This window comes from Ekhidna sp., from assembly GCF_040223195.1.
Taxonomy (GTDB): domain Bacteria; phylum Bacteroidota; class Bacteroidia; order Cytophagales; family Cyclobacteriaceae; genus Ekhidna.
The window spans coordinates 562,551-576,651 of sequence record NZ_JAVKDX010000015.1 but is presented as its reverse complement, the minus strand read 5'-3'; the positions used below and the strand labels follow the sequence as shown (position 1 = coordinate 576,651).

Annotated in this window: 12 protein-coding genes; 3 read left to right on the top strand and 9 right to left on the bottom strand. The window is 44.7% G+C overall.

Annotated features, from left to right (window positions below; translation table 11 throughout):
* Window positions 1-54 precede the first annotated feature (54 nt).
* The 3 genes from RLN88_RS10065 to RLN88_RS10055 all read left to right on the top strand — a co-directional run bounded on the left by RLN88_RS10065 (window position 55) and on the right by RLN88_RS10055 (window position 4,765).
* Window positions 55-3,567, top strand: coding sequence for a T9SS type A sorting domain-containing protein (locus RLN88_RS10065; RefSeq protein WP_350221266.1), 3,513 nt, complete (start codon window positions 55-57; stop codon window positions 3,565-3,567).
* A gap of 225 nt (window positions 3,568-3,792) precedes the next feature.
* Window positions 3,793-4,284: an Lrp/AsnC family transcriptional regulator gene (locus tag RLN88_RS10060; protein ID WP_350221265.1), complete on the top strand. Its 492-nt coding sequence runs from the start codon at window positions 3,793-3,795 to the stop codon at window positions 4,282-4,284.
* Complete coding sequence (locus tag RLN88_RS10055) at window positions 4,277-4,765, top strand: phosphoribosyltransferase family protein (protein ID WP_350221264.1); 489 nt, start codon at window positions 4,277-4,279, stop codon at window positions 4,763-4,765. The genes RLN88_RS10060 and RLN88_RS10055 overlap by 8 nt, the downstream gene beginning before the upstream one ends.
* Here the strand turns inward: RLN88_RS10055 and RLN88_RS10050 are convergent.
* The 9 genes from RLN88_RS10050 to RLN88_RS10010 form a co-directional block, all read right to left on the bottom strand.
* Window positions 4,762-5,805: a hypothetical protein gene (locus tag RLN88_RS10050; RefSeq protein ID WP_350221263.1), complete on the bottom strand. Its 1,044-nt coding sequence runs from the start codon at window positions 5,803-5,805 to the stop codon at window positions 4,762-4,764. The two genes, RLN88_RS10055 and RLN88_RS10050, sit on opposite strands and share 4 nt — an antisense overlap.
* A 1-nt stretch (window position 5,806) precedes the next feature.
* On the bottom strand, window positions 5,807-6,766 hold the full coding sequence (locus RLN88_RS10045; protein WP_350221262.1) for a bestrophin family protein: 960 nt from the start codon (window positions 6,764-6,766) through the stop codon (window positions 5,807-5,809).
* Window positions 6,756-7,838 carry a glycosyltransferase family protein gene (locus tag RLN88_RS10040; RefSeq protein WP_350221261.1) on the bottom strand — a complete coding sequence of 361 codons (1,083 nt, stop codon included), beginning with the start codon at window positions 7,836-7,838 and terminating at the stop codon, window positions 6,756-6,758. Before RLN88_RS10040 ends, RLN88_RS10045 begins: the two co-directional genes overlap by 11 nt.
* Window positions 7,835-8,161, bottom strand: coding sequence for a HepT-like ribonuclease domain-containing protein (locus RLN88_RS10035; RefSeq protein WP_350221260.1), 327 nt, complete (start codon window positions 8,159-8,161; stop codon window positions 7,835-7,837). Before RLN88_RS10035 ends, RLN88_RS10040 begins: the two co-directional genes overlap by 4 nt.
* Entirely contained in the window at window positions 8,130-8,462 is a 333-nt protein-coding gene (locus RLN88_RS10030; RefSeq protein ID WP_350221259.1) for a nucleotidyltransferase family protein, read from the bottom strand. The genes RLN88_RS10035 and RLN88_RS10030 overlap by 32 nt, the downstream gene beginning before the upstream one ends.
* Window positions 8,463-9,827, bottom strand: coding sequence for a sensor histidine kinase (locus RLN88_RS10025; RefSeq protein WP_350221258.1), 1,365 nt, complete (start codon window positions 9,825-9,827; stop codon window positions 8,463-8,465).
* The gene (locus RLN88_RS10020; RefSeq protein WP_502880104.1) at window positions 9,817-11,130 is read right to left on the bottom strand and encodes a sigma-54-dependent transcriptional regulator; all 1,314 of its coding nucleotides are present in this window, start codon (window positions 11,128-11,130) and stop codon (window positions 9,817-9,819) included. Before RLN88_RS10020 ends, RLN88_RS10025 begins: the two co-directional genes overlap by 11 nt.
* 181 nt (window positions 11,131-11,311) lie before the next feature.
* On the bottom strand, window positions 11,312-12,769 hold the full coding sequence (locus tag RLN88_RS10015; RefSeq protein WP_350221256.1) for a TolC family protein: 1,458 nt from the start codon (window positions 12,767-12,769) through the stop codon (window positions 11,312-11,314).
* A complete protein-coding gene (locus RLN88_RS10010; RefSeq protein WP_350221255.1) occupies window positions 12,766-14,100 on the bottom strand; it encodes an HlyD family secretion protein in 1,335 nt (444 codons plus the stop codon). Before RLN88_RS10010 ends, RLN88_RS10015 begins: the two co-directional genes overlap by 4 nt.
* Window position 14,101 lies beyond the last annotated feature (1 nt).

Genomic DNA, 14,101 nt, shown 5'->3' with positions numbered 1-14,101 from the left:
GAAAGGCCCATTTGAGTTCTTTCTGAGGTAGTTTTAAGTTAAGAATTAGATGTAATGAAATTCATAACTCTATTTTTTACCATCTTTTTAGCAAAAATTCTATTTGGTCAAGCCTCCTTTACTATTCCGAATGATGCATGTATCGATGAAACTATAAACATTGAAAATACTTCTACTGGATTAACTAGCTATTCATGGGATTTTTGCATAGGAGAGATTGAGTCGAGTAATATCGAAATTACAAGTCAGACTCTTTCTGGAGTATCAGCTGGTTACGGTTATAAACTAGTAGAGGAGAATGGCATTTTCTATTCTTTTGTTATAAGTAGGGGTAATAATAGCCTTTTTAGAATAACCCACGGCTCCTCTCCAAATTCAATAGAAAATGTTGAAAATCTTGGAAATTTAGGTGTTCTTTCTAATCCGGAAGGTTTAGATATTAAAAAAATAGATGACAACTGGTATGGAGTAATAGGATCGTTGAACAACAACGCAAATATTATTCGAATTGATTTTCCTGATGGTATTGATGGAACAGTGAACGCATCATCACTTGGAACATTTGGCTTTCCTGATAGAAAGCGACATGTAGATTTTTTTGAAATAGACAATAATCTTTACTTAGTTTTTTCTGCTTATAACAACAATAGATTGGTTGTCATTGAATATGGGAATTCAATTGATAATGAAATCTTGGCAGGAGACATATATTCATACACTATACCGAATATGAATTTGATTACTGGTTTTGATATTCAGGAGTTGAATGGTGATATACTAATACATACTGTCAGTAGAGATAATACGAATGTTGTTAGGTTAAACTTTGGCAGTAGTCTTATGAATACTCCTTCTTTAGAAGGAACTTATTCATTGGGCTCACTATCAAACTCAATTAGAATAGAGCTTATAAGAGAAGGAAGCAAGTACTTCGGAATAGTGGGTAGTGAATCAACTGGGTCATTAATGTTTGATTTTGGAAGTTTAGAAACTGCTACTACCCCTGTCAGTATAACTTATGATGAAGCACTGCCCGGTCAAATCGATTTTGATCTTTATTATCATGAAGGAAATATCATTTTTCATGGCTTAAAGAATTCATCTCAAAATAGCATTTCTTTTGAGAATGTTTGCAATTCTAGCTTGGGGTGGTCGGATGAGGTTGATCCAAATAATGTGAGTTTTAATGCAAGTGGTGAACGTATCGTATGGCTTCAAGCTTATGATTCTGAAGGAAATTCATTTTCTGATGTCGACACCATCACCATCCTCCCCCAAATCGCCCCCGCCATCTCCTACACCTCGGACTATGTGTGCGTAAGCTCCCCAATAACATTTGACTCCTCCAACCCAGGCCTCACTTCCTACTCTTGGGATTTCGGAGATGGATCACCTACCTCATCTGATGAAAATCCGTCCCATTTATATGCTTCCGCTGGAGATTACACCGTACGTGTAGATGTAAATGATGGCACCTGCGACAATTTCTACGAACAGCAAATCACCATCTATCCCGAGCCACCCGCGCCCATGTTCACAGCCATCAGCTCAGAGTGCACCAACACAGACATCACCTTCACCAATACCACCGATGAATCCCAGCACACCGGCATGCTGTACAAATGGGACTTTGATAACGACGGAATCGTAGACAGCACCGACCCCAGCCCAACCTATGCCTACGCCACACCTGGATTAAAAACCGTGGTATTGACAGACTCGATTCCAGGGTGCAGTGCCACGTCCATCCCCTTCAATATCACCATCAACCCCGGACCTACGGCCGATTTCTTTGCTCCCACTGCCTGTCAGGGAGAAGCTATGCAGTTTACCAATACAAGTAGTGGGGTCGACAATACTTACTTCTGGGATTTCACAGACGGGTTTACGTCCACCAACCCCAATCCAAGTCATATTTTTAGTGATGCCGGCAATTATTTCGTAGAGCTCACAGCCACCGACGGGTCAGGGTGCAGTGATACCCAGATCATCGAAGTGGCAGTATCCGACAGCCCGCAAATCAGCTTCGATTTCGACATCCCATGCACATCTGCAGACGGCACCCAATTCTTTGATCTGAGCACGGTGGACAATGCAGACATTGTCTCCTGGATCTGGTATGTGGACGATGAGGAAGTGTCTACCGATCAAAGCCCGCAGATTGTCTTTGGCACTACAGGCCTCAAAAATATCCGGTTGGATGTGCAAAGCTCAAACGGCTGTGAGTCTTCCTATAGCGAAGATATCGAGGTGCTCAGTGCGCCGGTACCGGATTTTGATGTGAACATTGGCTGCCAGGGAGAGGAGTCCGTGTTTACTGACAATACCACCACCTCTGGCAATCCCATCGTTTCGTGGCTTTGGACTGTGGATGGTGTGAACTATGGCACACAAGACATCAGCCACGTCTTCGCTACCGGTGGTTTTTTTGACGTGACGCTGGAGGTGACAGGCCAAAATTTCTGCTCCGAATCGATCACCAAAACCATTGAAATCATACAGCTGCCTACCGTAGACTTTTCTGTCAGCGGGGAGTGTGACAACCAGCTGATCACTGCCATTGACAACTCCACGCCATCTGATGATCCGGTAGTTTCCCGTCGCTGGATGTTGGATGGTGCCAACGTAGGAAACGGCACGCAACTATTCCTGGAAAACCTGCCGGATGCCACCTATGAGCTGGAGCTGGAGCTGGAAACCACCTCCGGCTGTATCATTAGCACATCGGAAATACTGGAAATCAGCGAAGCACCACAGGCTGCTTTTTCCGCTACCCGAACCTACGGCATACCAGGAGATTTGCTGACATTTACCAATACATCAACCGGGGAAGTAGGCAATGAATGGCTCCTTGACGGAACTCCGATCAGCACCAGCCCCGATACGCGCACGATCCTTTTTGAAGAATCTGGCAGCTACACCGTGAGCCTGGTGGCACAAAATAGCCTCGGGTGCTACGATACAGCCAGCCAGGAAATCCTGATCGCAATCCCCGAAGTGGACCTGGCCATCGGAAGTTTTGAGCTGGTGCAGGAAAACAATACCGGGAGAATATTCCTGGAGGTACAGAACTTCAGCAACCTCCCTGTTGAGATCACCGAAGCGCAGATAGTATTGGAAAATGAATTCACCGTGACCGAGCAGATTCTGGAGTTTGTGGATGTCAATGAAACAAAGCTTGTGAGCCTGAATGTGGGCATACCTCTGGTGCTCTCTGAGCCCGCCTACTTTTGTGTGAAACTATCGTCTCAGTATACCAATTACCCTGACATCAATCCGGTAAACGATGAGAAATGCCTCACCATTCTGCCGGATGTACGGGTGGAAGATCCTTTCCCCAATCCGGTAACTGATCGGTTTAGGCTCAAGGTGATAGCGCCGGAGGAAGGAACCGCTTCCCTGACGCTGATCAATTCCGCCGGGAAGATCATGAAAAGTAATACCTATGCATCCACGGAAGGATTAAACAATTTCTTTGTGGAAATGAGTGCGTTGGATCCGGGGATTTACCACATTGTCGTGGAGCTACTGGGGACCACACATAAGCGAAAAGTGATCAAACTTTAATTGAATCACCACGTTAGGGTCTTTTATCAATTAATTGTTAAAGGTTTGTAGTTTATTTAAACGGCTACCAGAATTTTTATTAATCGTATTAATTTTGTGAAGAATAAAATTCTGTAATGAATTAAGCATGGGTGCAAAATATTCAAAATGAAAAGGAATATGGCTCATGCTAAAACCCAAGTCTGCCTGCGGGCAGGCATGTGACTTTGAAAATCACTAACTCAAATGAAAATACAATCATCGCGTATTAAACTCGACAAAATTGATCGCAAGATTCTGGACATTTTGCAATCAAACGCCAAGATCACGAATGCTCAGCTATCCAAGGATATTGGGCTGTCTCCTGCGCCTACGCTGGAGCGGGTGAAAAAACTGGAAACTTCAGGCATCATCAAAAGCTACCACGCCAAGCTGGATACTGACAAAATTGGACTTGGGGTTCACACCTTCGTGCAGGTATCGCTGAAAGGACACAACAAGAAAAACATTGACGCATTCATCAACGAGATCAATGCCATTCCTGAGGTGATCGAGTGTCACCACATCACGGGATCGGGGGATTTTATCTTGAAGATCATCTCTCACGATATTCAGTCTTATCAAAAATTGATGCTGGAGAAAGTGTCAGAAATTGAAGTGGTAGACGGCTTGCAATCCATGATAATACTCTCTACTTTCAAGGACAGCAAAGTAATGCCTGTACCTGAAAATGAGTGACAATCAGATTTTATCCCAGGCCAAGGTAGACCAGATCATCCGCAGGATTGCCTACCAGATTTATGAAAACAACATGAACGAGGAGGTGGTGCTGGTGGGCGTTGATTCCGGTGGCAGAAAACTGGCCGATCAGATCAATGAAACCCTGGCTGAAATAGCCGGGGGAAAAGCGATTTGTCACACCATATCCCTGGATAAAGAAAACCCTTTGAACAAAGACATCCTCATTGATGGAGATGTCTCTGATTTGAAGGACAAAACAGTCATCCTTTGCGATGACGTCCTCAATAGCGGACGCACACTGGCCTACAGTTTGACGAAACTTTTGACGCTTAGAGTTAAGAAGGTAGAGACTGCAGTTTTGGTTCTTAGGACACATGGCAGATTCCCAATTTATGCCAATTATAAAGGATACGAACTTTCCACCACAATCAAGGAGCATGTGGAGGTACGGCCCGGAAATGGGGTCTTTTTGAATTAATAATCCTTATACAAATTAGGCTTTCGGGTGAGCATTTCCAGGCTCATCTCAACTAATTGCCCCATGTTTTTGCATTGGAGAAAGTCCTTTTCCTCGTAAAATTCAGCCAGTTCTTTGCTGAGCTTTTTAATATTCTCCGGTTTAGAGATAGTATCCTTTTTCATTGCTGATAGAAGATCATCCACCCGTTTTCGTTCCACTTTTAGCCTGTTGGCAATATTGGAGCGCTCCTCCCGCTGGTACTGCCGCACCGTCTCAGGAGTCATGTGCTTCAGGCCTATTTTAATAATTGGGTTGTTTTGTGTGTAATACTGTGGTAAGTAGATCGCCCGACGACCTTCATAAGATTGCTGATCAAAATCTATGGCTCGCAACCGGTACTCCACATCTTCAAAATCCGGCGTGATGTCCACAACAAAATTACTGCTGTGCATATCTCCCAACAGACGGACGAAGCAACGCTCGTTGAATTTCACAAACTCTTTGGCCAACCTGATTTCATTCAGGTGAGAGCTCCCCAGGTATTTTTTGATGAACAGCTCAGCTGGCACACCCACAATGTGTTCTTCGATCAGCGTTTCCCGATTTACCACATAGCTGATCTTGTTGGGGGAGAGGAGATGCTCCAATTCCAGTCCATAAATTCGAGAAGCATCCGCATTTTTGATATAGAAGTAATCAAAATTGTCATTAATCTGGTTTACCACCCGCACCCGAAATGGCTGGGTATTGCCATAGGCGCAAAGATCTACCCGGTCGATGATGAGGTGATCCATCACCGATAGATCGCCATCTGCTTTCATGATGGCATATACTTTCTTTAGCGAAGCATTGATATGCGCCATATCTCCCTGAGGGAAAAAGACCGTCTCCCACAGCGTGTCATTACCCGACTTATCGTAGAGTGGGATGGAGTTGTCATAGCGGAGTAGGTCTCCATAGTAGATGGGCAGGTCAATCTCCCGATCATATTTTTTGATATAAGCCCTCAGGGCCTTGCTGATCGGAAAAATCTCTTTTTTCTTGCTAATGATAGCCATCCTAATCCAGGTATTTTACTCCAAATCGACCGATTTTAGGCTCAGCCGGGGCGGGTACCGTCTCACTCTTGATCATCTCCAGCAAGTCAATTTCAATGTTGCGAGTGATCGTATTGATAGGAGTGTCTGCGGCTCTTCCTTCAAAAGGGTCTTCCGTGATTGCTCCGGATTTTTCCAGAATGGTAAAGACAAAAGATATCGCCAGCGACATGGGGATAGCACCCCAATGCATCTCAGGGGCTAACGAAAAAGGAAGGCAAATGACGAATAGCCACAGGAAAACACCGGTGAAGTAATTGTAGTAATAAGGAAAAATAGTGCCTTTGATTCGCTCTGCCATGCCCTGCAGATCATAGAATTCTTTGATGACATTGGCCAGCTCCATATGCCGGAAATCCTCAATGTAGTTCTTGTCATAAGCCTCCTGAATCTTCTCGCTTTGCAGCCTCAGAATTTGCGTCGGCTTATTGTGCATTTTTTTTATTTCCTCGATCTCCTCTTCAGATAAATATTTTTCGAGTTCATCCCAATGATTGTGATTTCTGAGGTGCATGATCAGGGCATACAGCCAGCCGATGTGCCGATGGATGGATTCTTTTCTCCAGGCTTTGATTTCCTTACCCTTCACTTTTCCCTTCGAGAAGTTGGTCGAAGAAAACGTGCAAACCATGATGCCGAAAGTCCTGCTGGCATTGACTATGCCACCCCAGATTTTACGAGCTTCCCACCATCGGTCGTAGGCACTGTTGTTTCGAAAGCCAAGAAATATGGCCAGCGCTCCCCCCAAAATGGTTACGGGCACCACCGGTAGTATGATCGGGTTCCAGAGGAAAATTTCTCCGAATTCATATTGCAATACGGCAATGATGGAGATGAGTGTAAACAGGAAAATGTTCTTTCTGTTGTAGAAAGCAATCCCGAACACCTGCTTAAACGGGTTGTCAGAGTATTTAATCAGCATAGGTTAAATGGTTTAGAAACGTCTCAGAAGTGGTGTTGCACCACTCCCGGAAATCGTCACCAACATCAATGTGCTTTGGAAGATACGCCAACAATATTTCTAAGTCAAAAAATTCACTTGATACGCCAGCTCCGGCTTTTTTGGCGTCTTCGGCATTGCAGGACTGCTCGTAGTGGCCCTTTACCGGCACCATCAATACCGGCTTGCCGAGATACATGGCCTCACAGACTGACTCGAAACCGGCAGTGGTGAGATAGCCTCTGCAGCTGGCCATAAACCGGATAAATTTCTCATCGTCGAGCTGATGAAAGGTCAGGGTGTCATCAATTCTCAGCTCTTCAGGTTCGCCTTTTTTATCCCAAAAACAATGGATAGGTACCTCGGGGTGCTGCTGATGAAACTTCATGACTTCTTCCGAATAGCCATGATTGACCATGTATACCAGGAAATGATCCCCATGTGAAATTGGTTGCGATTTGACCTGCTCTCTCAGGAGCGGGGGCACGACAAAAAGTTTTTTCTGCGGCTCATCGTTCATCCTCTGAAATGAAAGGCCCAAAATCTTATCGGCCTTATATCCCGCCAGCTTGTTGCCAAAGAGGAGGGAGGGCTTGTCGTAAATCCTTCCTTTGGGGAAAGTGAAGGAAGAATGGCTGAGGAGAAACTGGTGAGCGAGCACAATGTGCCTTACCTTGGGCTTCTTGAACATGAAATAAAGGCCACCAAGAAAATCATAAAAATTGATGATAGCGTCCGGTTGCTCTTTTTGCACGATCTCATCAATCTGATTGATGCTTTGAAGGAAGGTTTTATACTTGCCCAGATTGCTGGTTAGCGTCCGAAACACATTGACTGAGCGGTCATTTTTGTCCGTGACAAAATTGGGACTTTCGAGCTGTACAATCGGGCTGTCAATCCGATCAATAAAAAACTGCGGAAGCTCCCGTCGCTTGCTTTTCCCCACGATCACATGGGAGACGTCATGACCATTTCCTTTCAAAATATGGAACAAAGAAATCGCCTGGGTCATGTGTCCCCTGCCTTCTCCTTGTATTATGAAAATATATTTCAACGTGAGAGTTTTTGATCAACTTCTTTCAACAGGGCGGGAAGGTAACGTTTGATTATTACCCAAACGGTTTCATGATCTACGCTATCGTAGGCATGGATAAGTCTGTTCCTGAATCCTTTTATTTTTTCGGCATTTTCTAGCCGGTCCATTTTTGAAAATTGGACAACTGCTTCGCCTAGAATGGATAGTTGTCTTTCTACAGCACTGGAGGTCTTATCATCATTGGCGTATGCCTCCAGAGACACTGTGTCCTCTATGAATCTATTGATTCGGTGTATGGATTCCCTGATATCATGTAAATACGCCTTGCTGTTCTTTGGCATATATCAACTTCTTCGTTTTTTCTATTTCTTCTTTAATGTAGGGGTTCTTAAGAGAATTTGGTGTTAAAAGATCCACTTTCTTTTTGAAATAGGATTCAAAATAATCCCAAAGATTAAGTAAGGATTCTCCTCTTTCAAGCGGGTCTTCATTTTCTACCTCAATCAGAAGATCTATGTCATTTGGAGTTTCTGATCTTAGACCAGATCCAAAGGCATATAAGGCACCTACCTTTTCCTTTTTTAGTTTGGCATAAAAGGTCCTAGGATCGTGAGATGAAATATAGTCGGTAATGTATGCCATCTATGAAGCAAACTTAAGTAAAAACTCAGTCCCTTCGCCGATCTGGGACTTTGCGGTTATGTTACCGCCGTGTTTTCTCATGATCTGTTTGGATAGGCTTAGCCCGATACCAGAGCCGTTTTTCTTCGTGGTGAAGAAGGGAATAAATATTTTCTTCAACGCTTCCTCTTCAATACCTGTTCCATTGTCGGCCACAGAGATAAATGCCCCACCACCATCGATCGGCATGGCCGTAATAGTAAGCGACTTGTTGTCTTTCTCGTCTGCCGCCAGTGCCTGGATGGCGTTTTTCACTACATTGATGATTACCTGCTCAATTTGCTCCCGATCTATGTTGATTTGAAGTCCGGGTTTAACTGAGCAATTAACAGAAATGGAGGATGCTTCAATGTCTGGCTTAAGCAGGATCAGGATGTGCTTGATCATGTCTTCCACTCCGGTTGGCGCCAGGTTTGGCAGCTTGATGCGGGTCATATTTCGGAAATCCGAAACGAATTTGATCAGGCTCTCACTTCGATTATGAATGGTTTTAACCGAAAGGTGAAAATCCTCAATGGTATCATCATTGATCTGATTGATATTCATGCCATTTTCCAGAAATTCGGCAAGCTCGGTCTCCACAGTGGCCGCAAGGGACGATATGGGTGTCACGGAGTTCATGATCTCGTGTGTCAGCACACGGATCAGGTTTTGCCAGGCTTCCATTTCTTTCTCTTCAAGTTCTGATTGAATATTTTGAATAGAAATAAGCTTGAAAGCCTTCCCCCTCAGGGACAGTTCTATCGCATAGACAGCCAGCTGCACTTCATCGTCGCTCTTGGTGATTTTGACCAAATCCCTGCCTCCGGTTTTTAGCTCGGTCAGAGATTCTTTGAGTCCCGGATGCTCCCGTGCCACTTGATTGATATTCTTGATCAATTTCATACCAAGAAGTTTTTTGGCAGCATTGTTCATGATCTGCACCTCGCCTTCAGCGTCAAAAGTGATGATGCCAATGCCGATGTGCTGCACGATGGTCCGCAAGTATTGGTGCTGGGCTTCTTTATCTGCGCGGATCTCCCTGAATTTTCTCAGGATTTCATTGAACTCATGATAAAGCAGGTCTCGTGATGAGCCGGAATTTCGCTCCGGATATGTATTGGTGAAATCATCATAGTGGATACTTTCCAGGAAATGGACGATTTCTCGGTTTGATTTCTCCAAAAAATTGTAGAGATACCAGGCCTGGATGGCCACCAGCGAGAAGACCAGAAATTTTGTAAAGAAATACGACTCTGAGTAATACAGATGTGTAAATAGAAACATGGTGAGCAGGAGCAGTATCATCCTGCTGATCAACTGAAACCTAAATGATTTATAAACCATGTTTTTCTAATCTTCTGTACAATGAAGCCCTTGTTAGCCCGAGCTCCTTGGCTGCCTTCGAGATATTCCCCTCATACTTATTTACCACTTTTTGTATGGCAATTTTCTCCATGTCTTCCAGGTTATAAGAGTCCGGCTCAAGTGAAAGGTTGCTTTCCGGCTTTTGAGCCAGGAAGAAAAAGTCCTCCGGCATCAGTTGAGAATTATCACTCATGATAATGGCACGCTCGATCGCATGCTGAAGCTCCCGGATATTTCCCGGCCATGGGTATTTCTGCAATTTACCAACCGTAGATGGGGCCACCCCATCAATATTTTTCCGATACTTTCCGGCATACATCTTCACGAAGTGGTTGGCTAGGAGCTCCATATCTTCCATACGCTCACGCAATGGAGGCAGCTGTATCTCTACCGTATTAATTCGGTATAGCAAATCCTGTCTGAAGGTATTCTCATTCACCATTTCATATACAGGCATATTGGTGGCACTGATCAGCCGAATATCCACAGGTACTTCCTGGTTGCTCCCAATTCGTGTCACCTTCCGGTTTTGAATGGCCGTCAAAAGTTTTGATTGTAGTGGCTGACTCAGATTCCCGATCTCATCAAGAAAAAGCGTACCTCCGGAGGCTACTTCAAACCTTCCTGCCCGATCTTCTTTGGCATCTGTGAACGATCCTTTTTTGTGGCCAAAAAGCTCGCTCTCAAACAGTGATTCTGTGATAGCTCCCATATCCACACCAATGAAAGGCATGTCTTTTCTAAGCGATTTTTGATGGATTGCTCTCGCGATGAGTTCTTTTCCGGTACCATTTTCACCAAGTATCAAAACATTCGCTTCCGTGACGGCCACTTTGTCAATCAGCTTAAAAACCTTTTTGATGGCTTCACTTTCGCCAATAATATCTTTGAATGCTTTGCTACTGTCTGCCTGAAGTGTCTTGCTGGTTTGCTTCAACTTTGACACTTCTTTCCGGCTATTTTTTAGTCGGGCTGCACTGGAGAGTGTGGCCAACAGCTTTTCATTTTGCCATGGTTTCAATACGAAATCGGTAGCTCCGGCCTTGAGTGCCCTCACGGCCATTTCCACATCGCCAAATGCCGTGATCAGAATGACCACCGCCTCAGGGTCTTTATCAAGAATTTGCTCCAGCCAGTAAAACCCCTCTTTTCCACTGGTGGTATCCTGGCTAAAGTTCATGTCCAGCAGGATCACATCGTAGCTGTCGTTGTTGACCAGGAAGGGAATTTTTCGGGGGTCCTTCTCGATGATTACTTCTTTGATGTGTTTTTTCAATAACATCTTGGCGGCTAAAAGCACATCCTCGTCATCATCGATGATCAGTATCTTGTTTATTTCTTGTTCCACGTTAGTTTGATTTGAATATTGAAAATGCTACAACTGTGCCAACAGTAAAAATGTGGCTTTACCGGATGCAATGTAAGAAAACAGTTATTGATTTGTTCGTTTTCGAACAGTTAAATTATTGATTTGTTGCGATTTCGAACAAATCCGAAAGCCCGAGGAGAGGCATACCTGTCATATGATAGTACTCTGCCTTACTTTTCTCCCACTTGGTGAAGGCATCATAAAAATCCGTCTGAGCTTCAATGAATTTGTCTTGCTGGATGTTCAGTTTAAACAGGTCAGTTTCTCCGTTCTGTAGATTGACTATCTCGGCATCAAGCAACCTTCTGTAGTTGGATGAAACGCCTGAGTACTGATCCAGGAGGTCCTGATAGGCCACACTTTGTGCATACTTACCCAGCACTTCGTTTTTGATTTCCAGCTGGTTTTGGGCAAGCTCATATTCGTTGCTTTGGATCTTCAGGCGGGTCTGCTGCAGTTTTCCTCTTTCTTTCCTGAGCAAAATTGGAAAAGAGAAATCAACCCCCATCTTGTAGTTGTCACCAAATTCGATAGAGCTACCACTCAGGTCTGCATCTACTGGCGCATCAATGAGCGAATAGGACAGGTCAATTTGTGGCTTCAGGCTCTCCCTGGCCCACCTGATATCTGCATCCAGCTGCTCTCGCTTTCCAGTAAGCTTATTGATTTCTGGGTGATTGGAAACTGCAAAATCGATCCCTTCTTTGAGGTCTCTATCTGATGGTGTCTGGAAAAGTGTGGACGAATCAGGGAGCACATTTTGCTGAAGCTCAAGAGGCACCAAATTTTCCGACCACAAATGCTTGGCCAAATTCAGCTTTGCAAGCTCAAAATCAAGCTGGGCTTTTCTAAAATCAACCGTTCTTTTTTGATAATTGATTTTAGCCTGTAGGGTATCCACCACGGCAGCTTCACCATACTCATAATCGATTAGCGTACGGTCAAAAAGATTTTCCGCCAAATCAATGGCTTGTGATAAAAGCTGAAGCCTTTGATAGGTGAGGTACCAATTCCAGTAATCTTTGATGACCGTAAGCAAAATCTTGTTGGTTTCTTTCACTTGCTCAGCTGCGGCTATTTGGGTAAATGCATCTGCCTGACGGATGGCGTTTCTGCGCTCATCAAAGAACAGGCCCTTGCCAATGGGCACAGAAAAGCCAACGGCTACTTGTTCGTAATCATTTTCCACGGGAATCTCCAGTTGGTCATTTACAAACTCCCCTTTATTCCTGCTGAATTCCACTTTAGGGTCAATGCCTACCCATGTTGGGATTTTAAAGGTTGTGTTGAGTAGGTTGTAATACTCCTTTTCCTTGAAATCCTTGAGGCTGTAATCGAGCTCTAGTTTAGGATCGAGACCACCTCTGGCCTGTTTCAACCTGGCCTCAGCATCCTGGTTGATCAAGTCGGCCTGCTTCACCACCGGATGATACGAAAGTGTCATTTTGAGCATTTGCTCAAGAGACAGGTACGAAGTATCCGTCGCAAGGGAATCCTGAGCAGAGAGTTTCGAAAACGCAAGAATCAATATGATACCTAGCAGTCGCCTCATTTCTTTTTTTCTTTCGTTTGCGGTTCGCCATCTTCATAGATCATCGGAGGGAAGCCATTCATCTGTCTCCAGATCTCATACCAGACCGGTACATTGTTGAGCATCACCCATCCTTTTATGCCACTGCCTAGTCGCAGCAAATCCGGCCATGGGTCATCCTCTGGATCGGGCTTCACCAAAATCCGAAACATGCCATTGTAGCTTTGGACACGATCCACATTGGCCACCACACCTCCAAACGTTCCAACGGAAACACTGGGCCATCCTGCAAACTGTAATGCTGGCCAGCCATCAAACTCTACCCTGACCTTCTTGCCAGTCTCAATCAGTGGGATGTCCATGGCTTTCACGTACATCTCTACTGCTTTATCCTGAGACTCTGGCAGAATTGTTACCACCGCATCCCCTTCTTTGATGGTTTCGCCGATCCCCATCTTGATTGCTTTCACCACATGCCCGGTTTGCGGCGCAATAATTTGATATTGGGATTGTCTGATTCGGATATTGGTAAGTTCGTTTTCCATTTTGGAGACCTCAGCCAGTGTTTCATTTAGCTCGGAGATAGTGCCATTCAAGTCGGATTTTGCCTTGCTGATTTTGTCAGCATAAGTGGCTTCAATGGAGGCCAGTTCCAGCTCAGCGTTGGCCAGGTCGGCTTTTCGCTGAAGCCATTCATTCTCCGCTTTGAGCACTTTGGCTTCACTCATTTGATATTTGGATTCGATATCCTGAAACTTGGTCAGCGTGATGTTGCCAGCATCATAGAGCGCCTTGTTTCTTTCAAAAACACTGGATGCGTTTTCATTACCCACTTTTTCCGCCATGAAATTCAGGCTATCAGCTTCTAGCTTCAAGACCGCCTGTTTTAGCTTGTTTTTTGCCTGGGCGTCTTTGGCAACCAGGATTTTTTCAAGGGCTACTATTTGCTTTTCAAGTGCCTCTACCTTGTTTCTTTTTGCCGCTGCGGAATTCTTTTTGGCATCAAGCTGCTCTTCCATCCTGGGCACCAGGTTTGGGTCAAAATACTTGTCTTTGATTTCAGTGATGGTGAGTATTGTGTCCCCTTTAGTCACAAAGTCTCCTTCAGAAATGTGCCAGGCGGTGATCCGTCCTGCAATGGCGGACTCGATCATCTGAGGTCTGTTTTTTGGGCTAAAGGCCGTTAGTGAGCCCGTGCCCCGAATGTTTTGCTGCCAGGGCAGGAAAAGAAACAAGATGAAAATGCCGGTAGCAACCATTAGCACTTTTGCCACGGTTCTTCCAATCCCGGGGGTTTTGAGCGTCCGGAGGGAGTAGAGTTGGGTTTCGGCTAGCTTATCTAAATGATCCATT

Coding starts and splice junctions, on each gene's coding strand:
- RLN88_RS10025 (WP_350221258.1), bottom strand. CDS start 9,827: ATGGTTTATAAATCATTTAGGTTTCAGTTGATCAGCAGGATGATACTG.
- RLN88_RS10015 (WP_350221256.1), bottom strand. CDS start 12,769: ATGAGGCGACTGCTAGGTATCATATTGATTCTTGCGTTTTCGAAACTC.
- RLN88_RS10020 (WP_502880104.1), bottom strand. CDS start 11,130: ATGTTATTGAAAAAACACATCAAAGAAGTAATCATCGAGAAGGACCCC.
- RLN88_RS10010 (WP_350221255.1), bottom strand. CDS start 14,100: ATGGATCATTTAGATAAGCTAGCCGAAACCCAACTCTACTCCCTCCGG.
- RLN88_RS10030 (WP_350221259.1), bottom strand. CDS start 8,462: ATGGCATACATTACCGACTATATTTCATCTCACGATCCTAGGACCTTT.
- RLN88_RS10035 (WP_350221260.1), bottom strand. CDS start 8,161: ATGCCAAAGAACAGCAAGGCGTATTTACATGATATCAGGGAATCCATA.
- RLN88_RS10045 (WP_350221262.1), bottom strand. CDS start 6,766: ATGCTGATTAAATACTCTGACAACCCGTTTAAGCAGGTGTTCGGGATT.
- RLN88_RS10060 (WP_350221265.1), top strand. CDS start 3,793: ATGAAAATACAATCATCGCGTATTAAACTCGACAAAATTGATCGCAAG.
- RLN88_RS10065 (WP_350221266.1), top strand. CDS start 55: ATGAAATTCATAACTCTATTTTTTACCATCTTTTTAGCAAAAATTCTA.
- RLN88_RS10050 (WP_350221263.1), bottom strand. CDS start 5,805: ATGGCTATCATTAGCAAGAAAAAAGAGATTTTTCCGATCAGCAAGGCC.
- RLN88_RS10055 (WP_350221264.1), top strand. CDS start 4,277: ATGAGTGACAATCAGATTTTATCCCAGGCCAAGGTAGACCAGATCATC.